At 68.3% G+C, this 22,668-nt stretch carries 14 protein-coding genes; 3 read left to right on the top strand and 11 right to left on the bottom strand.

Annotated features, from left to right (window positions below):
* The 7 genes from DAT35_RS16795 to DAT35_RS16820 all read right to left on the bottom strand — a co-directional run bounded on the left by DAT35_RS16795 (window position 1) and on the right by DAT35_RS16820 (window position 7,572).
* Complete coding sequence (locus tag DAT35_RS16795; RefSeq protein ID WP_108068052.1) at window positions 1-849, bottom strand: FAD/NAD(P)-binding protein; 849 nt, start codon at window positions 847-849, stop codon at window positions 1-3.
* Window positions 846-1,307 (bottom strand): cyclic nucleotide-binding domain-containing protein, encoded by a 462-nt coding sequence (locus DAT35_RS16800; protein WP_108068422.1) that lies wholly within the window; start codon window positions 1,305-1,307, stop codon window positions 846-848. The genes DAT35_RS16795 and DAT35_RS16800 overlap by 4 nt, the downstream gene beginning before the upstream one ends.
* A 13-nt stretch (window positions 1,308-1,320) precedes the next feature.
* Window positions 1,321-2,475, bottom strand: a complete 1,155-nt coding sequence (locus DAT35_RS16805) for a 4Fe-4S dicluster domain-containing protein (protein ID WP_108068053.1) — start codon at window positions 2,473-2,475, stop codon at window positions 1,321-1,323.
* A 322-nt stretch (window positions 2,476-2,797) separates the two neighbouring features.
* Window positions 2,798-3,052: a hypothetical protein gene (locus DAT35_RS58180; protein WP_146209747.1), complete on the bottom strand. Its 255-nt coding sequence runs from the start codon at window positions 3,050-3,052 to the stop codon at window positions 2,798-2,800.
* A 30-nt stretch (window positions 3,053-3,082) separates the two neighbouring features.
* Complete coding sequence (locus DAT35_RS16810; protein ID WP_108068054.1) at window positions 3,083-3,784, bottom strand: DUF1906 domain-containing protein; 702 nt, start codon at window positions 3,782-3,784, stop codon at window positions 3,083-3,085.
* Window positions 3,785-4,088: 304 nt separating this feature from the next.
* Window positions 4,089-5,504 carry a wax ester/triacylglycerol synthase family O-acyltransferase gene (locus DAT35_RS16815; protein WP_108068055.1) on the bottom strand — a complete coding sequence of 472 codons (1,416 nt, stop codon included), beginning with the start codon at window positions 5,502-5,504 and terminating at the stop codon, window positions 4,089-4,091.
* Window positions 5,505-5,550: 46 nt separating this feature from the next.
* Entirely contained in the window at window positions 5,551-7,572 is a 2,022-nt protein-coding gene (locus DAT35_RS16820) for an ELWxxDGT repeat protein (protein WP_158501732.1), read from the bottom strand.
* Window positions 7,573-7,858: 286 nt separating this feature from the next.
* Between DAT35_RS16820 and DAT35_RS16825 the strand changes: the two genes are divergently transcribed.
* Both DAT35_RS16825 and DAT35_RS16830 read left to right on the top strand, forming a co-directional pair.
* The gene (locus DAT35_RS16825) at window positions 7,859-9,859 is read left to right on the top strand and encodes a CHAT domain-containing protein (RefSeq protein WP_158501733.1); all 2,001 of its coding nucleotides are present in this window, start codon (window positions 7,859-7,861) and stop codon (window positions 9,857-9,859) included.
* A complete protein-coding gene (locus DAT35_RS16830; RefSeq protein WP_108068058.1) occupies window positions 9,856-13,245 on the top strand; it encodes a hypothetical protein in 3,390 nt (1,129 codons plus the stop codon). Before DAT35_RS16825 ends, DAT35_RS16830 begins: the two co-directional genes overlap by 4 nt.
* 15 nt (window positions 13,246-13,260) lie before the next feature.
* Here DAT35_RS16830 and DAT35_RS16835 read toward each other — a convergent pair whose 3' ends face one another.
* The 4 genes from DAT35_RS16835 to DAT35_RS16850 all read right to left on the bottom strand — a co-directional run bounded on the left by DAT35_RS16835 (window position 13,261) and on the right by DAT35_RS16850 (window position 20,849).
* Window positions 13,261-14,151 (bottom strand): hypothetical protein, encoded by an 891-nt coding sequence (locus DAT35_RS16835; RefSeq protein ID WP_146209748.1) that lies wholly within the window; start codon window positions 14,149-14,151, stop codon window positions 13,261-13,263.
* A 112-nt stretch (window positions 14,152-14,263) separates the two neighbouring features.
* Complete coding sequence (locus DAT35_RS16840) at window positions 14,264-16,510, bottom strand: sialidase family protein (RefSeq protein WP_233261515.1); 2,247 nt, start codon at window positions 16,508-16,510, stop codon at window positions 14,264-14,266.
* Between the two features lie 162 nt (window positions 16,511-16,672).
* Window positions 16,673-18,958 carry a heavy metal translocating P-type ATPase gene (locus DAT35_RS16845; RefSeq protein ID WP_108068060.1) on the bottom strand — a complete coding sequence of 762 codons (2,286 nt, stop codon included), beginning with the start codon at window positions 18,956-18,958 and terminating at the stop codon, window positions 16,673-16,675.
* A gap of 133 nt (window positions 18,959-19,091) precedes the next feature.
* Complete coding sequence (locus DAT35_RS16850) at window positions 19,092-20,849, bottom strand: glycoside hydrolase family 88 protein (RefSeq protein ID WP_158501734.1); 1,758 nt, start codon at window positions 20,847-20,849, stop codon at window positions 19,092-19,094.
* Window positions 20,850-21,180: 331 nt separating this feature from the next.
* Between DAT35_RS16850 and DAT35_RS16855 the strand changes: the two genes are divergently transcribed.
* On the top strand, window positions 21,181-22,626 hold the full coding sequence (locus tag DAT35_RS16855; RefSeq protein ID WP_146209749.1) for a hypothetical protein: 1,446 nt from the start codon (window positions 21,181-21,183) through the stop codon (window positions 22,624-22,626).
* The last annotated feature ends 42 nt before the right edge of the window (window positions 22,627-22,668 follow it).

Below are 22,668 nucleotides of genomic sequence, written 5' to 3' on the forward strand. Positions count from 1 at the left end.
TCACACCTCGCGCAGGTTGATGAAGGGACGGAGCCGGCCGTAGGGGAACACCGGCCCGTCCTTGCACACGAAGAGCGGGATGAGCTGGCAGTGGCCGCAGAAGCCCACGGCGCACTTCATGTTGCGCTCCAGGGAAAGGTGAATGCGCGAGTCGGGCACGCCCTGGCGCTCCAGCTCGCGCACGGTGAAGCGCATCATCACCTCGGGCCCGCACATCAGGACCACGGTGCGCGAGGGGTCCCACTCCACGTCCCGCAGCAGCGCGGGCACCACGCCCACGTGTCCCTTCCACTCGGGGCCTGCCTGGTCCACGGTGACGAGTACCTTCAACCGGGAGTCCTCCTGCCAGCGGGCCAGCTCGCGGCGGTACAGCAGGCCCTCCGGTGAGCGAGCCCCCACCAGCACGGATACCCGGCCATACGCCTCGCGGTGGCGCAGCAGGTGGAGGATGGCGGGGCGCAGCGGAGCCAGTCCAAGTCCTCCGGCCACCACCACCACGTCCAGCCCCCGGGCCTCGTCCACGGGCCACGGCCGGCCATAGGGGCCTCGCACCCCCATCCGTCCGCCCCTCCCCACGCGGCGGAGCGCCTCGGTGACGGAGCCCACGATGCGGACGGTGTGGAGGAGCTCGCCCGGGCGTCCCGGGTCTCCGCTGATGGAGATGGCCACCTCGCCCACCCCGAAGGCGTACAGCATGTTGAACTGGCCCGGCAGGAACGGGAAGCCGCCAGAGCGCTCCGACACATCCAGCGACACCGTGAACGTGTCGGCCGTCTCTCGGCGGAGGCTCCGCACACGAAGGGGCACGGGCGTCATCGGGCCAGTGGTGGAGAGGGCACCGGTGCTCATGTGTCCGCCTTGTAGAGATCCAACCGCTGCATGCGGACACGCTCCAGGCGCTCATAGAGCTGGCGCACCAGGCGCATCGCCAGGGCCGGCTCCAGCACGGGGTGCTCTGGGCTGGGGCCGCGCAGGCACGAGGCATCGAGCGCGAAGGCCTCCACGGGCTCCACCGCCCGCGCGTCCAGGTGCCAGCGGTAGGGAGGAAAGAGCCAGGACAGACCGAGGATGTCGCCGGCCTTCAGCGTCTCGAGCTGCCGGGGCCCCTGCCCGGGGATGTTCAACTCCAGCGACACCCGGCCGCCGCGCAGCAGGAAGAGCGTGTGGGCCTCGTCGCCCTCGCGCAGCAGCAGGGCGCCCGCGGGAAAGGACACCTCTCTCACGCTACAAGCAATCGCCTTCACCTGCTCGGGGGAGAGCCCGCGCAGGAAGGGATGCGCCTCGATGGGGGGAAGCGATGACGCCATGGATGGGCTCCTCTCACGCGCCGGGCCGGGCCCCATCGGTGGCGCGGAGGGCGGCCACCTCCTCGGTGATGTCGATGCCCACCGGGCACCAGGTGATGCAACGCCCACAGCCGATGCATCCCGAGGTGCCGAACTGGTCCCACCAGCTCGCGACCTTGTGCGTGAGCCACTGCCGGTAACGGGAACGGATGGAATGGCGGACACTGCCGCCGTGCAGGTACGAGTGGTCCAGCGTGAAGCACGAGTCCCAGCGCCGCCAGCGCTCGGCCACGCCCCCGAGCAGGTCCGTCGTGTCCTCCACCGTGGAGCAGAAGCACGTGGGACACACCAGGGTGCAGTTGGTGCACCCCAGGCAGCGCTCGGCCACGTTGTCCCAGCGCGGGTGCTCCAGGTTTCGGTAGAGCAGGCCCTTGATGTCCGTGGTGTCCATGGCTCGGCCCATGTTCTGGGCGGTGCGCTCCACCACCGCGTCCGCGGCCTGCGTGTCCTGCTCACGAGCGGGAATGGCTCCCACGCGCGCGAGCAACGCCGCGCCGCGCTCGCTGCCCGGCTCCGCGAGGAAACGGTGTCCGCCTTCGTCGAGCAGCTCGGTGAGGGCCACGTCGAAGCCAAAGGTGGCGCGAGGCCCGGTCCGCATGGACACACAGAAGCAGGTGCCTCCCGCCTGCCCGCAATTCACCGCCACCACGAAGAGCCGCTCGCGGCGCGCCGCGTAGTCGGGGTCCTTGTAGGGCCCCTCCAGGAAGGTACGGTCCTGGACGGCGATGGCGTGCAGGTCGCACGAGCGCGCGCCGATGAGCGCCAACCGGGGCGGCTCGGTAGTCTCCGGCTCCACCTCGAAACCCTTCTCCTGACGGTGCGCGCGCAAGAGCCGCAGCTTCGGCAGGAAGAGGAACTGCTTCCAGGATTTGGGTCCCACCGAATAGCCGAACAACGCCCCGTCCTCGCGCCGAGCCAGCCGGTAGGTGCCCGCATCCTGCACCTCCGTCATGCCCCGGGGCAGGTCCGCCACGCCCCGAATCTCCGCGTGGTCGATGGCGCCATCGCGCACGGTGGGGCCCATCAACCGCCAGCCATCGGCCCGCAGCGCTACCAGCAGGGCATCGAACCCCTCCACGGAGAGGAGGAAGCGTTCCCGCTCGGCTTCGGGTGGGGCGACCTCGGGCATACGGACTCCAGGAACAGAGGGCACGGATATGCGGCTCACCAACCTATGCTCCGACCCCGAGCGCTTTCGAATGAGGCCCAGCCCGGCCCGTCGTCCGGCGAACGCTTGCGGCCGCGCCCTTCACGCATCGGACATCCGCCCCAGCCGCCCTGGGTTCAGCACCCCGCACTCGAATACGGCCCTCGCCCCCCGGCACCGGGCTCACCTCGATGCATCCCCGCCCTCCGAGTACGACCATCATGAAGCCGGCCAGGAGAGAGGGGGAGCCTCTGCCTCCCGTCCTCTGCTTCCCTCGGGCACTGGCGGACTCAGAAGGAGGCCTTCAAGCTCTATTCTCACCTCCAACAGGCGGCCAGGTGGTGGGGAGCCTGCCGCGCCTCTCGGTGAAGCGCTCGGCGGCACGCGTGGCGAGCCTCCCGGAGAGCAGCACCGGAGAGAGGCCCTTCAAGAGCACCCCCTGGCCAGCCAGGAAGAAACCGTCCACCGGCGTGCGCGTGCGGAAGCGGCCCGCCAGTTCGACTACTTCGCCAGGAACAAAGCCATCATCCTCACCACCAAGTGCGTAATTCCACTTCACCTCGGAGGCACCACGCCACGCCCTTCACATTCAGACCTGCGGCGGACTGGCCTCGGCTACTTCGGCGAAGGTGGGCAGTGGTATCTTCCAGCCGCCCGCCGAGCCGCTTGATTCATCGTCGTCCACAGTGATTCCGCAAACGTTGGGGATGTTGGAGGACCGCTGGCGCAGACTGTACCCTGGCCAGTCGTTGGAATTCCGCTTCCCACTCCATCCCTGGGCGTAGGCTTGGAAAAAGTAGCGGGCTACGCTCTTTTCCTTGCACCAGCCGAGTACGTCGTAGCTTCCGTAGACACCGATGGCATACGGGTACTCGGGCTCGCCCTGTTGCCTCTGGTCCATCCGGTAACGGTTGTACCCGTCCTGCACCCCCCTGAAGTAGTCCAAGATGGCGGTTTTATCCGAAGCAACAGCGTCGAAGTCGACCGCGAAATAGACGGGGGTGTTGGAAGGCTGGCTGAAGTTGTTGGCGGCGAGATCGAAGGCGCCGCGTGCGTCGACGTAACCCCGATCATAGGTGAAGTATGTCTTACTGGTCGGGTTGCCATCTTCGAAGATAGACACGATGTATAGCCCCGCCCGGGTAATGATCTGCGCCTCTGGGATGGTCAACTGGCAGCCGTCAAGGTTTCTCAGCCGGAAGTAGCGGCCGACAAAGGACCTGCCCTTGTTCTTCAGGCACGTCGCGACACTCGAGTTGATAGTGTATGCAGTATGGATTCCGTTCACCATGGGCTCCTCCCTTGGTTGGGCCAACCCCGCGGGACCGTTGGACCAAACATCCTCCGCGAGGGGCGCGCTTCGCCCAAAAGCTGGAGAGGGTGGACGCGTTATGTCAGGGGGAGACCGCCACCAGTTCCTTCCTCCCTTGCCCAGCCAGGAGCATGCCGGCCCCTGCCGTACGGCCTCCCTGCACCGGCGAGGTGCACCAGCGCCCCAAACCGCCGGACATGGTTCTTTTCCAGAGTGAATTGGACGAGAGGAAGAGCGGCAGCTCGGGTAGCTCCAGAGGTTCGCGGCGCTCATTCCATGCACCTCACCAGACGGCCTCGGAGTGGACGCTCACCTGCTCTCCGGGCTGGAGCCCCTCGAGGAGCTGGGCCCAGTTCCTCTCCATTCCCGCCACCAGGACCTCCAGGTCCGGGAACCGTTCGGCGTCCGCGCACACCGAGAGGTTCAGCTGACCGGCATAGGACAGGATGGCGAACGTCAGGCCGACGGTTCCCGCGGGGTTGTTCGCGATCGTCACATCGAGGATCCGCGCGCCGAGCACGAAGAGGGGCACCGGCGGCCCCTCCAGGTCGCTCTCGAAGAGGTTCATCATGTGCTGCCGTCGAGCCAGGAAGCGGAGCAGCCCGGACCTCGATACCCACGCGATGATGTGTTCGAAGCTCGTCGCCAGTTCCTTCTTCTTCATCTTCCGGGTCGAAGCGGCGATCGCCTCCAGACATGCCTCGGGGTCGGGCAGGTCCAGGGGGAGTGGAGCGAGCAGCTGAGCGGTCTTGTTGCCAAGGTCTCCGGCGTCCGTCGCGAGCCGCAGGGAGACCGCCACGGAGGCCATGAGGGCTACGCCCTCGACCGGCTCGCCACGATGAAGCAGCAACTCCCTCGAGCCACCCGCGATCAGGGCGAGCATGACGTCGTTGATCCTGACGCCCCGAGCATGGGCGACGTTCCTCGCCTCGGTCAGCCCCATCCGCATCACGGACAGGCGGCGGCCGACTTCGACGGGTGCGTTGAGAGAGGTCCTCGGCGCTCGCTGGTTTTCACGGAGGGTTCGCACCAACGTCCGCCCGGCCGAGGCGGCGGAGCGGGCGAGGGCCACCGGATGGGCCAGCCGCTTCACGGCTCGCGCCAGAGCCGCCCCCTTCACGGCGAGGTTGTCCACGAACAGCTGCCAGTGGCTCGGTGGTGGCCGAGGTGACCACGGCTCCTCCCCCGGATCCGCGGCGTCCGGCGTCAGATCGAACAGCGCGCTGAAGATACGGAGCGCGGCCTTCCCGTCCGCGATGGAGTGGTGCAGCTTCACCAGCACGGCGAGCCGTCCGGACTCCAACCCCGTCAGGAACCAGAGCTCCCAGAGGGGCTTGAAGCGATCCAGGCGCTTGCTCAGGAGCTTCTCGACGAGCCGCAGGAGCTGCGCTTCTCCACCCGGCGCGGGAATCTCCCCGTGGAGGATGTGTCGCTCCACGGAGAAGGCGGCATCGTCCACCCACAGCGGGGGGCCCAGGAGCGGCCCCGGCCGATACAGCACCTTCCGCAGCACGGGAACCCGCCGCAAGCGACGCTCCAGGCGGAGCCGGATCTCCTCCAGCCGCAGGTGCCCGGCGGCGTCCAGGAGCGGCGGTCCCTCCAGCAACAGCAGCGCCCCGATGTGCGTCGGTGTCCGGGCACCCTCGATCGACAGGAGCATCCGGTCCAAGGGACTCAGCCGGTGATACCGGGCGCGCATGATTCGACTCCCGCGAACAGGACCCTCTCGCCTGGAATCAACCTGCTCACGACTCGAGGCGCCCGGCAGGGAGGTCAGACCCGATTCCCCTGGGAATGGAGGTCGATCCGACCTGCAGACCGCCTGACGGGCGGGCCCGCGCCCGGTGCACCAGCAAAGGCAGGCACTTGCGCTGCATTGCCCGGAGGGCGCTAGTCGAGCTTGTGCACGGGGACGACCCACCACTCCCGATTGGTGGCGATATCGTCGGCGAAGAAGAAGACGTTGCGCCCGAGCGCGTGAAAAGGAAGGGGAAGGAGCCGCGCACGCCCGGGGTGAGCTCCTGCAACATCCGCGTTCCCCGCTTCGTGCCGTCGCTCACCCAGAGCTCGGGGCCGTGCACCCCGTCGTCGGCGCTGAACAGCAGGGGTCCCCCCACGCCAGACAGCCAGGTGGGCTCCGAACCCAGCGGGCCAGGGCGGATGTCCTTCACCAGCACAGTGCCCGCCTCCGTCCCGTCGCTCCGGAAGAGCTCCCGCCCAAACAACGGATCCCCCGCGAAGAAGAGGACCGAGCCTCCCACGGCCGTGAAGTTCTCGGGGAACGAGCTGCCGAAGCCCGGGAAGATGTCCCGCACCACGAAGGTCCCCTCGGCCGTGCCATCGGTCCGCCACGGCTCGTTCCCGGAGACAGGGCTCGAGGCGGAGAAGAAGACGAGTCCCCCCACCACCGTCAGCTCCCTGGGAAACAGGCCCGAGGGTCCGGGAACGGCGTCCGCCACCAGCACGGTGCCCACACCCGTCCCATCGCTCTTCCACAGCTCGTAACCGGCGACCTGGTCGAAGGCGGAGAACAGGAGCGTTCCATTGAAGTCGGTCAAGGTGCTCGGACGCGAGCCGAAGCCTCCCGGGTAGAGATCCGCGACGAGCACCGTGCCCTCGGGCGTGCCATCGCTCTTCCACAGCTCGGCGCCGTGGACTCCGTCGTCCGCGCCGAAGAAGAACGCCTTTCCCACGACGATCGGATTTCCCAGGTCCGGACTTCCCTCGGGACCCGGGTGGATGTCCTTGACGAGCACCGTCCCCCTCTCCGTGCCGTCACTCGTCCACAGCTCCGAGCCGTGGATGCCATCATCGGCGAAGAAGAAGAGCCGCCCACCGAAGGCGACCATGTCACCCGGGCCCGAGCTCTCCGGGCCGGGGTAGATGTCCTTGACGAGCACCGTGCCCCCGGTCGTGCCATCGCTCTTCCACAGCGTGAAGGGGCGTGGCGGCCCCTCGTCGTCCTCCTGATCGAAGCGCACCAGGAGGAAGAGCGTCCCGTCCACCCGGGTCAGTCCGAGGAGGCGTGGCTCGGTGAATGGCCCCTCGGGCTCGAACCGGCGGACGAGCACCGTGCCCGCCTCCGTCCCATCCGTTCGCCAGAGCCCATCTCTGACCAGGAAGTAGAGCAACCCGTCCATCTCCGTCAGATCCCTCGGGAAGGAGCTGCCCTGGCCAGGAGCGATGTCCTTCACCACGAAGGTGCCCTCGGGCGTGCCGTCGCTGCGCAGCAGCTCGGTACCAAAGTCCAGGGTGGTGGCTGTGAAGAAGAGCAACCCACCAAAGGAGGTCAGCCCCGAGGGGAACGACTGGCCCGGGCCAGGGAAGAGCTCCTCGACGAGCGACGTGCCCGCGGGAGTGCCATCGCTCTTCCACAGCTCGGCGCCGAACTCCGGCGTGTCCCGGACGAAGAAGAGCATCCGCCCCACTCCGGTGAGATCTCGCACCTCCGAGCCCGCGGGGCCCGGGGTGAGATCCACGGCCAGACGGGTGCCCTGGCGGGAGCCGTCGCTCCTCCACAACTCGGTCCCGTGCGCCACGTCGGTGGCGAGGAAGAAGAGCGTCCCCTCCACATCCGTCAGCTCCGAGGGCGCCGAGCCGAGCCGGCCCGGGACGATATCCTCCACCCGGCAGGGACTTTGCAGTGAGTCATTGAGGGCGGAGACGCGGGGCTCCTCCTCCGGGCCCTCCGCGACGGTGGGGTTGCAAGCCAGCCCCAGCAGCAACACGGGCACGAGAGACCTCGAGAGGCCCGAAAGGACAGACATGGAGAACCCCCCCATTCACGTGGAACCACACTGGCTTCACGGTGGCCTCCAAGCTGGGCGCGAACGCACTCCCGGCCATCCGGTCTCCGGAAGGTGGGCTCCGTTCAGCGCACGACCTCCCCTCGCGGGCAGTGACACGTGAGGCTCGGGTTTCCAATCACCCAGCAGGAGACCTGGCTGCGCCTGCCCGCCAGTCCGCCTCAAAGCCACACTGCGGGCACTATTTTCCCAACGGGGAGGGATGGAGCCCCTCGGTGCCAGTGGACAGCCGAGGGAGGGGGCAACCGTGGCGCACGATGGGCAGGCGGGAGGGTTGTCGTGCCGGTTCGAACTGGTTCACGGCCAGAGCGGTCATCTGGTGCGCTTCCTGGCCGGTGGGGAAGCACCCATCGAGCGCCCCTTTGGCTTCGAGCTATCGCCTACCTCCCGCTCTCGCGGCGTCATTGCCCGCATCGAACAGGGCATCTGCACCCGGCCGGACCTTCAGGACGTGGGCAGCCAGTTATGGAACGCACTGCGTCCTCCCGGCATCCAGGAGGCCTTCGCCGAGTTGGAGCGCCAGGCAGACGAGTCCCGGCCCCTACGGGTGTGGCTGGACGTTCCCCCCGAGGCCGATGTCGAGCGACTGCCATGGGAGGCGCTCCACGACGAGATGGCGAGCAGCTTCCTGGGCACCGACCTGCGCTACTGCCTGTCACGCACTCCACCAAGGGGTTGCCCGCCCTGCCTGTACACGCCCCGGGGAGAGCAACCCATCCGCGTGTTGGTGGTCATCCCCGAGGGCTCGGGCCTCCAGGTGCAATACGAGTGGAACAACCTGCGCAACGCCGCGAGGGATCTGCGCGACGTGTTGCACCTCGGGCTCGTGGAAGGACGGGTGACGCCGGATCACCTTCAGGCGGAGCTCAGGTCCTCCGCCTGGGACGTGCTGCACTTCATTGGCCATGGAGAGGCAGGCGAGGAGGGCATCTCCATCCGGCTCAACGGCGAGGAGCCGGGCACGGACCTGTGGATGGATGCCTCGACCTTCGCCAGCCTGGTGCAGGGACAGCACGTGCGGCTCGCGCTGCTCAACTGCTGCCTGGGGGCCTCGCCCTCGGTCTCCCGGACGCTCTCCGGGCTCGGGCCCCATCTCATGCGGACGGCGCGCGTCCCCGCCGTCATCGCCATGCGGTATGAAATTTCCGACACGGTCTCCATCCGGTTCGCGGACAGCTTCTACCGGGAGCTCCTCACGGGCAGAGCCCCCGGGCGGGTGGACACCGCCGTCCAGCAAGCGCGGCACGCACTGCGCATCAACGCGAGCGGCGACACCATTCGAGGCTTCGTCACCCCCGTGCTCTACCTGAGCCCCGGTTGCGAGCAACTCTTCGACGTGCGCCCGGCGCCAGGGGCTCCAGTGACTTCGGTGGTGGAGCCAATCACGCAGACGCCCGTCGTGCCGCTCCCCCGGGCGCTGGTGGCCAGTCTGCGCGAGGGCCGTTGCATCCCGGTGGTGGGGCCGGGGTTGCACCCGCTTCCCACGGTCACGCGGCGGCACGTCGTGGACGCTCCCGCCCCCGCGCCCACCCTGAGCCAACTCATCCACCGTCTCGCTCGCGAGAGCGAATACCCGGAAGCGGACGACTTACGGCATCTGGAGACGGCCGGAGACTGGATCCTTTCCCTCCTGCTGGCACGTGTCTGTCAGCACTACCAGCACGATGGCCGTCGTTACCGGCTCATCGAGTCCCTCCAGGCCGCCTGCGGAAGGGCGGAGCCTCCGGGGCCCCTGCTGCAGATCGCCAGCTGGGACGTCCCCGGCATCTTCTACCTGCACTTCGACGGATTGATGGAGGAGGCGCTCAAGCGGGCCCGGAAGATGACCCGGGTGCTCAACCGGGTGGACCAGCCCCAGGCTGGAGGTGAACACACCGAACCGTTGCTGGTGAACGTGCTGGGCACGCTCACCTACGCCGCCTCGCTCATGCTCACCGAAATGGACCACGAGCACCTCTGGGAGCGGCTGCCGCGCGCCAGCTCGGACGTGGTGGGCCTGGTCCGGCAGATGGGCCGCAGCTTCCTCTTCCTGGGCGCCTCTCCGCGCGACCTGCTCGTCCGCCGGCTCTGCCTCCTGCTCGAAACGGGCGAGGCCTCCATGCAGGGTCCCTGTTTCTTCGTGTCCAGGGAGGCCACCGAGGTCGACTCCGCCTACTGGAAGTCCTTCAACGTGAGGTGGATCCGCGAGGAGCCCTCCACGGTCATCGACGCGCTCACCGCGCGGCTGGACGCGGAGGATGAGGCATGAATGACCGCCCCCACCCGCCCCCGGACATTCCTCCCTTCAAGTACCTCGACTACTTCCAGGAGTCCGAGCACGAATGGTTCGCCGGGCGAGAAGATGAAATCCAGGAGCTCCTGACGGGCGTCATGCGGGGCCGGACCTACGTGCTGTATGGCCACGCGGGTTCGGGAATGACGTCCCTGATGCTCGCGGGTCTGTTCCATCCGTGGCGCCAGCGAGGCTTCCATCCCCTCCGGGTGCGCGTCCTCGAATCGCCCGTGGCGGAGCTGTGCGCCGCGCTGGCCTCCGAGCTGGACTGTCCCGAGCTGGCCCGGGAGATGGATCCGCACCTGCTCGTGGGGCTCTGCGCCCGCGAGCCGCTCCTCATCGTGCTGGACCAGTTCGAGGAGTTCTTCACCCGGTTCAAGGAGCGGCCCCAGGAGCGCGAGGCCTTCATCGGGTTCCTGGGACGCATCTCCCAGGAGAGCGCCGCCAACGTGCGGCTCATCTTCTGCATCAGTGAGGACTCCTACGCCCGGCTCGAGGACCTGCGCGCCACGCTGCCCGACTTGACCGAGAACGGACTGCGGCTACCTCCACTCACCGCCTACGGGGCGCGGCAAGCCATCGTCCGGCCACTGCTGCACGTGGGGGCCCGCTACGACGAGGCCTTCGTCAACGCACTGGTGGACGATCTGGCCGGCTGGCAATTCGAGCCGGTCGTCCTGCAGGTCGCCTGTGGAGAGCTCTACCGCGACGCCGCGCAACGGCAGGGGCTGCCCGTGCGGCTCACGCGGGAGGACCTGGAGCGACTGGGGGGAGTGGAAGGCATCCTCCACCGCTATTCCCACCACCTGACGAGCGGGCTCGCGCCGGAGTGGCTGATGCTCGTGCGCGCGGTGCTGGAGGGCCTCATCACCCCCGAGCACACCCGGCGAATCGCTCGCGCCGAGGATCTGCTCGCGGGCACCACACGGGTGGAGTTGGGGGAGACGCAGGAGGTGCTCAAGCGCCTCGCCGAGGTGCGGCTGCTGCGCGTGGTGCAACGCCCGGATGGGACCTGGTATGAGCTGATGCACGAGCGGCTCGTGGGCATCATCGAGCAGTGGCTGAACGAGGATCCGGACTTCGTGCGGTTCCGGATGACGCGCCACCTCATCACCAGCTGGAGCGAAGACCCCCAGTGGCGCGCGGACCCACACTGGTTGCTCTCCGGGGAGCAGCTCGAGGAGCGGGTGGACCCCTGGAAGGAGCGGCTCCGGCTCAACGAGAAGGAGACGGAGTTCATCCTGTGCAGCGTCATCCATGCGCACAGGGACACCGTCTGCTTCTGGGCCTCCCGCTATGACGAGTTCGGCGCCGGGCACACGCGGGAGCTGCTCCTGAAGCTGTTGGAGCACCCCCACCCGGCCATGCGGCTCGGTGCGGCCCGCGCCTGCGCGAGCCAGGAGGACAACACGGGCCAGCTCACCACCCGATGCCTGAGGCTGGCACTGGAGGCGCCGGACAAGGCCTTGCGCCGTGCGGCGGGGAGCTCATTCGCCAAGCTCGCGCGGCCCGAGGACATCGCACAACTCCGGGGAGCGCACGAGGAACCGGACCTGCGGGTGCATGCGCTGGAGGTGATGGCGGACCTGTCCGAGGCGCGGCGATCGCTCCGGGGTTTCCCAGCATGGGAGCGGCTCCTCGCCCACCGCATCGTGCGCAGACGGCGCGTGGAGCGGAACTGGCACGTCATCGAGCGCCGGGCCTCCATTGGCGCATTCACCGGCGCACGGATGACCCTGGTGTGGTCCTTCACGATCGGCCTGGCGATCCTGTTCGTCCTGCTCGTCACCACCTTCCCGCTCCAGGTGACGATGGGCTGGCCCTGGGAGTTCGCCAGGCAGGGGCTCGGAGTGGGGCTCATCTTCATCCCCTTCATCCTCATCCCGCTGGGGATGCTCATCTCCTGGCGCGTGGCCCGGCGCACTGGCATCCTGCTCGCGCTGCATGGGCACGAGCACTGGGGCTACCCGACGTTCCGGAGCGGGACGGTCATGTTCGGCTCCGCACTGCTGTCCTGCGTGTTCCTGGCCTTCATGGTCGGGCCGACGGATGCCGTGGTGGGGCTGGCGGACAAGCTGGGAGTCACGCCCTGGTTCGTGCTGCTCCTCATGACACTGGCCACCGCCTTCCTGGCCTGGCTGCTGACGTGGGTGCTCGTCGCGCTCGGAAGCCATTGCATTCCCACGAAGGCACGTCCCCCCACCGTCTATCTCTGGGCCTTCCTCGGCAGCGGGTGCGTTCCCCTGGCCATCGAGACGCTCCTGAGCCGCTCCGCCCTCTGGGCGAAAACCTGGGACCTCGACTTCGCGGAGGTCCTGGGCCTCGTCGCGGGCGTGGCGACCATCATCTCGAGCTTCCAGTCATTCGTCGTCATCTGCGCGCTGGCGAGGGCGCGCAAACGGCTCGGCGGCGAGCAGCCATCCCCACGGCGCGCAGTCATCCATCTGTCTCGCGCCACGCTCCTGCTGGGAGCACTCATCTGCGGGGTGATCGCCGCCATCTTCCTGGGAACCGACACGATTCCTTCCCGGGTGAAGTCTCCGCTCGGACGGGAGTTGCCCCTGGAGGGAACGGTCTGGAAGGTACGGGATGCCGACTACTTCACCCTCCTCGGCCCGGGAGGAGACGGCTTCGCGATGTCCGTTCACGGCGAGAACGCGGCGACCCGCCTTCTCATGGATGGGCTCGACATCTCCGACAACTCGCTCCTGGTGTCTGCCCGTCAGCAGGTGCTCGCGGCCGTCACCGCCAGACCCTTGCAACAGGTGCCGGAGAAGACTCCGGCGGAGATCCCACCGCGCATCCCCTACCACTACGATCTCGTCCAGGAACCCATCCAGCGGGAAGCTCCGGACGAAGTGACGGAGAGCAATTGGACGCTGATCTCGCTCCCGCTCGAGCCGTCGCTGTCGAACTCCGGCAGGGAACAGGAGCTCAAATGGCAGGCGAGTCTGGCGGGGAAGCTGCCTCCAGACTGGAAGACGAAGGGCACGGTGGTGCACGTGCACCCCGTGCTGCTCCACCTGCCTGGCCTGGAGCAGGGGAAGTGCCTGGACCTGTTCGGCACCAGCAACACGCTGCTGGGATTGACGAATGCGCTCGTCATGCGGAATCGGGACGACGCCCAGACCGTGCCGCCCCCCAACTCCCTGGCCGAGCTCTTCCTGGAGGGCTTCCGCGTGGAGCCCGCGCCTGGAGGGCAATGGTCCCTCCAGCTGACCGTCTTCCAGTCGCACGGCATCGAGCCCGTACAGTGCCTGCCGTCCCGGGGCATCTTCAGCATGATGGCGCCGCGGCGCACCACCTCGCTCGAGTCCTCCGACGAGCCGCGCTGGATACTGGTGGCGGTGAAGCTGTATTGAAGCGCGGCCCGGCGCTCAACCGGCCTGCTTCCCCGCGGACGGGGTGTATTGCGCCAGGATGTCCGGCCACTCGGCGTAACACTCCACGGGGGCCCCGCGCTTGAAGAAGTTGCGCAGCGCGATCTTCAAGTTCTGCCAGAAACCACCCAGCGTCGCGGTCAGCCACTGCCGGTCGCTGTAGGCCTCCAGGTAGCCCGCGGCGTGGAGGGACGGAGCCCCCTGCCTCACCTCCAGCACCACCGACAATTGATGGCCCTCCACCCCCACTCGCTCGGGCGAGCTCGTGTCATCCAGCCGCCACCGAGCCCCCGTCCCCTCGAAGATCTCCGTCTCCACGCACGTGCGGCGTGCCTCGTAGATGAACGGACCCACCTCGGCCTTGCCATAGACCCTCGCGGCCACCTCGTCCGTGATGGCCAGCCCCGGCATCACGGGCAGCGGCACGCCCACCTTCGCCCCCGCGTCGAGCGCCAGCATGGCCCCCATCTCCGCGTGCGCCAGCACGGTGCTGCGCTCCTCGGGGAAGAGGCGGACCACGCGGAAGCAGTCCGTGCGCTCGTTGTCCGCGCGGAACTCCACCAGGCATTCCACCCGGGCGAAGCCCTGATCGCGCTTGGGGAAGAGCGTCAGCGGGATGTCCACCCGCCACAGCGAGCACCCCGGCGCGCACGGCATGTCTCCCGCCGTGTAGGGCGTGATGACCAGCCGCTTGTGGAACGCGATGAGCTCCCCATGCAGCCGCTCGCGCAGGCGGGCCACGCGCTCGCCCGGCGGCTCCGCCTCTCCGCGGGACCCGGGCACCTTCCAGGCCTCCTCGGTGATTTCATCCCAGAGCCGCTCGGTATCCGTCGGCGGGTGCCTCGCGACGAGCTCTCTCAGCGCCGGGTTCATCTGCTCCTCCGCCATGCGCGCCTCCCTGCGGGTGTGGTCCACAAGATAGGGAGCGCAGCCGCTTCCCGCCCCCTCCATCGCGGGTACGACGTGCCGTGTACCCGCCGACACGCGCGCACTCCGGAATTCATTGCCGAACAGGCCTCAGGAGCTGGTAGCCCCGCCCCCCGGAGCCCATTCCCTGGACATTCTCGAGCTGCAGGACGAGCAGCCCCGAGGGGAGCGCGTAGTACACGTCGGCCCGCGCGTTCTCGTTGGCATCCAGGCGGGGGTAGACGAGCAACTCCTCCCAGGTGACGCCGTCGAGACTGCCCACCACATGGGTGCTCACCTCGGTGGACGGGTAGATGTCTCCACCCGGCTCACGCGCGGCCCCCACGACGAACCCACCTCCCTGGAGGGCATGGGTGGAATAGGCGGGGCCAGTGAGCCGGTACAGCTCGGCGTAGATACCCTCGGGCGTGAGCTGCGCGATGTGCGGGAGGGCCGGCAAGTAGGAGATGTCATGGCCGAAGAGCAGACTGCCATCCGCGAGCACCACCCCCTCCACGACACACCCCTGCTGTCCGCCCAGCAGTTGCCGCCAGGTGCGCCCCGCGTCCGTCGAGCGGAAGGTGCCGGACTGACGCGTGGTGTCTCCGAAGAGGGCCCAGAGCGCATGACGCGCCGGATCCGCCGCCAGCCCATGGCCGTGGCGGTGGCCGAGGAAGGTGAAGCGCACCTGCCAGGTCAGTCCCCGGTCCGCGCTCGAATACAGCCGGATGGGCACATCCCCCACGGTGAACGACTGATACTCGAGCAGGTACACTGTGCCGTCGAGCTCCACGATGCTCCGCGGCGCGAGCATCCGGTAGTTGACGAGGGAGAGCACATCCCGCCAGGTGGCGCCCCCATCGTCCGAGCGGGAGAGGAAGTGGAGCTCCCCACGAGCCGTGTCCGCGAGCAGCGTTCCATCCGAGAGCGCGGTCATCACGCGGAACCCATTGCCATTGGGATGCCTCACCTTGAAGTGCCAGGTGCGAGCCCCATCCGTGCTCTCATAGAGCCGATTCTCCGAATCACTGAGCGAGACGGCATAGGCCGTGCCCGAGGGCGCTACGGCGAGGAAGCGGTGCGTGGTGTTGGTGAGCACCACCTCGAGCGACAGGTGCTGCGACTGGGCCCGCTCCAGGAAGGAGACGGAGGCGGTGCCTCCCGAGGACGCGTCGGGCGTCTCTCCAAAGAAACAGGGCACACGAGGCACCGCCGCGGGGAGCCGCTCCGCCGCCGCGAGGTAGCCCCGGAAGCGCGTCGTGCTCTCGAGCACCCGGGTAGGGCCGAAGCTCCCGTTGGCCAGCACCCGCACGGAGAGCCGGTAGTTCGTGTTCAGGCTGACAGGGGGGTTGTCGAAGACGACGAGCTCGTCTCCCACGAGTGAGGCCGCGGGTTGCAGGGCCCAGTCACCCGAGGACTCCAGGGTGGTGGGGGGTCCAAACGTGGAGCCGTCGAAGGCGCGGTAATACAGCCGCTCGGCGACGTCCTTGTAGACGAGATGCATCCGCCCGTTCCCGGTGGACACCGCGCTGAGCGCCGCTCCGTGGTAGAGGCCCTCCGGGAAGGCCTGCTGGAGGGGACCCCAGGAGGCCACCGGCGCCGTGTCCATCCGCACCCGGTAGCGCGCCGGGGAGACTCCATGGTCCCCGTAGAGGAAGAGCAGCCGATCCCCCAGGTGCAGCAGCCGGCCGCCGCCGCGCGCGGAGGTACGCGCCAGGTCCGGCTGGGACTGAAAGGTGAGCCCGCCGTTGCCGCTCATGGAGATGACGGCGGTGTTGGTGCCATCCAGTTCGAGGCGGAAGGCCTGCACCCACAACCGCCCCTGGGAGTCACGCGCGAGCTCCGCCCGTGAATAGCCCGTGCCGCTCGAGGTGGAGTCGAAGACCCGGATGGCCGGCTCGGGCCTCCAGCCGCGCGTACCGGCCTGGTAGCGCCACCACTGGAAGTAGACATCGTGGCGGGAGGAGCCAGAGAAGGTGGGGCCCTCGTACGAGTAGACCAGGGCCACATCCATACCGACGGCCAGCAGGTCCACCGTGTCTCGATGGCTCCAGTCGTTCTGGATGGGGGCCAGGTAGCTCCAGGTCGCCCCCTCGTCATCACTGCGAAAGAAACCCAGCCCGTGCCCCTCCTGCCCATCCTGCTGGAGCGCCAACAACCAGACGGCGCCGCCCTCGGGAGGTTCCAGCCGGACCACGTGGCGCTGTGCCGGCAGAGTCAGCGCATTGCCCCCTCCAATGGCAGCGAGGGGTTGTGCCGCCAGCAGTGTCGAGGTGAACAGAAAACAACCCAGGAGGACCACGCGGCGAAGGTCCATCCACATCGAACGACCGTGAGTCATGGGGGCTTCCTCCTCCTGTTTGCAAAGGCCCCCAAGCTGGCAATGAACGGAGCGGATGACAGTCCCCACCATGCACCTGCAAGCACGACTGTCCGCGGATGACACCCGACACGGACTGGAGGAGCAGGACGGGGTGAATCCTCGGAAGACCGCCTCGATGCATCAGGAGACCGCCTCGAAGAGCTCCTCCTCCTGGGCGAAGTGGAGCTGGAGGATGGCACCCAGGCCATAGAGGAGCCGGCGCAACTCTCGCTGCTCGGTGGCATCCGGCCCCTCTTCGCCCAGGTCCGCCACCCGCCGCTGGTAGAGCCTCCCGAGGTGGGCAATCTCGCGGTGGGTGCGGCTCATGCTGCCCAGAGGATCCTCTCCGCCCAACAGCCGGGCCAGCGTGGGATAGAGCACGGTGTCATCGCTGCGCTCGTGGGGCAGCAACCGGTCACACAACAGCCCTTCCAGCGCCAGCAGCTCCGTCTTCTGCTGCGGTGGCTCCAACCCATCCAGACGATCCGCCAGGGATTGGATGCGCTCGAGCACGGGGCGCAACTGTTGGTGCTCGGCCCGCAGCTTTCGCACCGACTCGGCCGGGAGTGCGTGACGCGCCGGGTGCAGACCGCCGCCGCCCAGTGCCCGCAGGGCGTTGAGGATGGCCGCCACGTCGATGCCCTCCTGCAGGAGCGCTCCCGCCACGGGACCCAGCACGCCGGCGGCGGCCCATCCCATGGCCACCAGGGACAGGCCCATTCCCACCAACACGCTCTGCAACGCGATGGCGCGTGCGCGGCGGGCCACGAGCAGTGCCTCCACGAGCCGATCCAACCGGTCCACCAACACCACCACGTCCGCAGCCTCGGAGGAGGCCCCGGAGCCGCGCGCGCCCATGGCCACCCCCACGTCGGCCGCCGCCAGCGCAGGCGCGTCGTTGATGCCATCCCCCACCATGAGGGTGACTCCCGCGGTGCGCTCGGCGAGCACGGCCTGCACCTTCTCCTGGGGGCTGCGCTCGGCGAGCACTCCGTCCACGCCCAGCGCCGCGGCGATGGTCTCGGCCACGTCCGCCCGGTCCCCGCTCACCATGACGAGCCGGCCTACCCCGGCCTTGCGCAACAGACGCAACGCTCGGGGTGTCTCCGGGCGGATCTCATCCGCGAGCAGCAGCGCCCCGGCCAGCCTGCCGTCGATGGAGACGAAGACACCCGAGCACCCCTCGTAGCCCATGCGCCGCAGCACCGCACGCGCCCAGGACGTGGGAGGCCCCGGGCCCTCCACCCAGGTGCGTGAGCCAAGCTTCAGCCGGTGGCCATCCACCACTCCGCTCATGCCAGCCCCTGGCACCTCCGTGGACCCGGTGGGCAGCGACAGAGCCAATCCCCGCTCGCGCGCGGCGGAGACGATGGCGCTGGCCATGACGTGCTGGGAGCCCTGCTCCAGCGAGGCGCTCAGCCGCAGCAGCTCCGCCGGCTCCGAGTCTCCGGTGGTCTCGATGGCTGTCAGCCGAGCCTGCCCCGCGGTGAGGGTGCCTGTCTTGTCGAACAGCAGGACATGGGCGCGGGCGAGCGTCTCCAGGGCCGCCCCATCCTTGATGAGCACTCCGCGCCGCGCGGCTCGGGAGATGCCAGAGACGATGGCCACCGGGGCCGCGAGGATGAGGGGACAGGGCGTGGCCACCACCAGCACGGAGAGCGCGCGCACCGGCTCGCCAGACAGCCACCAGGCCAGGGCGGCCAGGACGAGGGTGAAGGGGACGAAGAGCAGTGCGTAGCGATCGGCCAGGCGCACGAAGGGTGCCTTGGAGGCCTGGGCGGACTGCACCAGCCGCACCACCCCCGCATAGGTGCTCTCAGCCGCGGTGGAGAGGACGCGCAGCTCGAAGGGCGGGCCCGCATTGATGGGGCCACTGCGCACCCGCTCCCCTGTCTGGTGAGACACGGGGAGCGACTCGCCCGTGAGGGCCGACTCGTCCAGCACCGCCTCGGCGGACACCACGAGCCCATCTACCGGAACCACCTCGCCCCCCTTGATGAGCAGGCGCTCCCCGGGCCGCAGTGACTCCACCGGCACCTGCGCGAGCCCTCCGTTCTCGTAGCGGGTGGCCACCCTGGGAGCCCGGCCGAGCAGCGCCGACAACTCGCGCCTCGCACGGGCTCGAGCATGGTCCTCCAGCGCCCCGCCCGTGGAGAACATGAGGGCGATGATGATGCCCGCGAGGTACTGGCCGAGCGCCAGGGCACCCGCCATGGACAGCAGGGCGACGATATCCACGCCGCTGCGGCCCCGGCGCAGGGCGCTGATGATGGACACCGCCACGGCGAGCAGCACGGGTACGGTCCCCACCCCCCAGGCGATGTCCGCCACCCGGGAGTAACCGAGCAGCCAGGCCATGCCCCCCACCAGCAACCCACCCGCCGACACCCCCAGCGGCCCCGCGCTCCTGACCCAGGAACTCTTCATGCCTACAAACGTAGTACCCGTGCGGCGGCCATGAACCTGGAGCGCTTGCTGGACCCGGCTCGGGGAGGAAAGGAAGCACCGAGCCTCCGCCCCTCCTGGCCTCGGGCTCGTCACCTGGACCGGACGCCCGGCGTTACGGCCTCTTCTCCGGCCGCGGCGTGCGCGCCTTGGGAGCGGGCTGGACGGTCGGGGCGCCCTGGGCGGTCGCCGCCTCCGGTTTCACGGTGTGGTTCAGCACCCGGATCTCGTTGTCGAAGATGGCGCTCTTGAGCGCCACCTTGCCCAGGTCATCGATGAGCGGCGCACCGGTACGGAAGGCGAAGCGATCCGCCACGAGGACAGGTGCTCCTCCCGGAGGAGTAATCCAGACGCTGTAGGTCTTGCCGGGAAGATCGGCCCGCATGCGGACGTGGTAGCTCTTGGTGGGATCGTAATCCACCCGGGCGAGGGCCTCGAACGCCCCTCCCCGGCGCACGTCGAAGTAGCCGTCCCGGTTCAGGCGGATGGTCATCGGCAGGTCGTTGTAGCTGGCGATGTTGGTGGAGGTGTCCGCGTAACCGATGACGGCGTCGACGGGTTTGGTGAGCGGTGTCACGTCGAACTCCACCACCTGCACGCCGGTGTTGGCGGTCCCCAGGCTCTGCACGCTTGGACCGAAGGAGATCGACGCCACCCACCCGCCCGCGGCCTGCAGCTTGTAACGGTGCAGCGCCTCGGTGAAGTAGTAGTCCGTGTAGATGAGGCTCGCGTTGATGTCCTCCCCCTTCTCATAGAACGCCACGCCCCCCTTGATGACACCGGGGCTGTTGCTGGTGCCCATGACCAGGTATGCCGGAGAGCTGAGGGTATCGAGCGTTGCGTAGGCCGCGTTCCGGTAGCGTTGGGCGATGGCCGGGTCCTTGACGTACGTGCTCAATTCCAACATGGCCGAGGCGGCGACAGCGGCGGCGGAGGAGTCCTTCTCCTTGGGCGCCTGGGGATGGAAGTCCCAGTTGGGGATGAAGTCCGCAGGCAGGTTGTTCAGGTAGAAGTCGGTGACCTTCTGCGCGGTCGCCAGCATCTGCGGATCCGTCGTGTACCGGTAGGCCATGGTGAAACCGTACATGGCCCAGGCATGCCCGCGGGCCCAGGTGGCCTTCGTCTGGTCGGCACACTTCGTACAGCCCTGGAACGAGCCCTTCGAGCGGATGCTGCCCGTCCCGCTGTAGTCCACCACGTGCCATGTGCTGCCGTCCGGGCGGACCATGTCGGTCATCGTCTTCCGGGCATGACTGAGCGCTTTGTCGTTCATGCTCGCATCGCCCCCGTTCCGGGCCGCCCAGAAGAGCAGCTCCAGGTTCATCATGGTGTCCGTGACCATGGGGACGTCCCACTGCGAGTTCCAGTCGCAGCAGTCGATGATGCCCACCGTGGGGTTGTAGCGGGTGGCCAACGAGCGGGCGGCCGTCACCAGCACGCTCTGGTAGGCGCTATTCCCCGTCAGGCGGTACGCATTGCCATAGCTGGTGAAGAACTTGAAGCCCATGTCATGCGTCGTGGTGTTGTTCTGCTGAACCGCCAGAGGCGTGGTCCAGGTATCCGCCCGCGTCCTCCAGACGGGATCTCGGGTGCTGTCGTACATGAGCCAGAGCAGGCCCGGGAAGAAGCCCTGTGTCCAGCCGGGTAGGTTGTTGGCGGCGACCGTCGTCCAGCTCCCAGAGTTCAGAGGGCTGCTCTTGGGGTACTGGCCCGGTGTGCCCGACGCGGCCGTCCAGAACATCTGATGTTGGGAGAACTGCCGGGAATAGTCTGCCTTCGTTTCGTTGAAGGCAGCGCGGGCCGGACCCGCCAGTACACCCAGGCATCCCACCAGTGCCCAGGCGAAAAACCTCGCGCGACTCTTGGCAAGCATTGCCATTCCTCCATTGTTTGTCGGGAGGAGGAAGATGGACCACGTGAGCCTGGAGACCATTGGCTCATCGGTGGACGACTGCGTTCATCCCTGGACGATGCGTGTTGGCATGGCCACCCGAGGATGCGCCACGCCTCGGCACCACCCCTGCTGGGGTGGCTCCGAGCGGTGGCCAGCAGCCGATCCGCCTCCGTGGCTCTGCCCTCCGGGCGGGACACGCATCGCGAGCCAGGCAGAGCACTGCGACCGTCGGCTCGTGGCGGGAGAGGAGTGTTGTGCCGACACTGCTCGTGGGCGCCTCGCGTTCCGTGGCGTCCGAGAGGGGGGGCATATGGGCTGGACGAAAGAGGCAAGGGGCCTCGCATGGGGAGTGTTCGTCGTGGTGCTGGAGCTGATGGGCTGCGGTGGAGGTATCGAGGCGCCCGAGCCACAACAATCCCTGGAGATGCAGGAGCAGGCCCATCGCCACGGGGATGACAGCGACATCCGATGGATCCGCCAGACCGTCGGAACGGACTTCGAGACCGGCGGGGACACGGCGATTGACCGGGATGGCAACACCGTCGTCGTTGGCGCCTACAAAGGGAACGTGACCCTCGACGAGGACCACATGCTCCCGGCGCCCACCACCGGTTTCCCCGGGGCGTACATGGTGAAGTATGGAAAGGACGGACGCGTGCTGTGGGCGCGCGCGTTCGCGGTGTCCGGGCCCGACGTGAGCCTGGGCTCAATCTCAGTGGACAGCCACCGACGCATCAACGTCGTGGGGAGCTCTGGGTTCGGCGCGGACCTTGGCGGCGGCCCCCTGTCGGGAGGCCCGTTCCTCGCACAGTTTTCCCCGGCCGGGGAGTTGCTCTGGAGCCGGTCGGGGTTCTACCAGGGTGTCTTCGGCAACTTCGCCACCAGTCCAACGCTGGCGGTGGACCGCGATGACCGCATCATCCTGGCAGGCTCGATGATAGGGACGTTGGACTTCGGGGGCGGCCCGCGCACGGTGCCTACGGAGGGCGAAACGCCCTTCCTCGCGGTGTACACCCGGAGCGGCCGCTACGTGTGGGACCGGGTCTTCCCGGGCAGCGGCGCCGCCTCCTTCCGGGATGTGGACACCGACGAGAACGGCAACATCTTCGCCGTGGGCCTCATCAACGGGGCATTCGACCTGGGAGGTGGGATCTTGTCGTCACCCGAGGGAAGTCCGGTCTCCATGGTGGCGAAGTTCAGCAACCGGGGGGAGCACCGCTGGTCCAAGCGGGTAGCGGCCGACAGCGGTACCCTCCAGCTCAACGGCCTCGCGGTGCAGGACAACCGCCTGGTGGTGGTGGGCAGCCTGGACGGGACGCTCGGTTTCCACGGCGACACCCTCACCGGCAAGCATGGCGTGCTGCTGGCGTATACCCTGAAAGGAGCGGAGAGCTGGGCCCGGACGCTGAGCAGCGGGTTCCTGATCGACGTCGCCGCCACCCGGCAAGACGACCTGACGGTGCTCGGCTTCGCGTTCTTCGACCCCGGGAGCGACATCGACATCAGTGGCCTGCCCGCCGGTCTGGGCGGCTACCTCTTCGTGGCCCGGTATGGCTCCGAGCGCGGCGAGCGGCACTGGGTGCGCACCGTCGGTTGGTCGGCCCTCTCGCTGCTTCAGCCCTATCTGGCGGCCTCACGCGAGGGGGGCACCGCGGTGTCTGGCTCGTTCAACGAGCCCGTCTACTTCGGCACCGAGACGCTCACTCCGACCACACCGGGCATCTACGACGCCTTCCTGCTGCGGCTGGGGCCGTGAGCGAGCCGCTCCAGGGTGAAGTGGAAGGTGGGCGCATGGGGC

The organism is Vitiosangium sp. GDMCC 1.1324 (assembly GCF_003044305.1).
Lineage (GTDB): Bacteria > Myxococcota > Myxococcia > Myxococcales > Myxococcaceae > Archangium.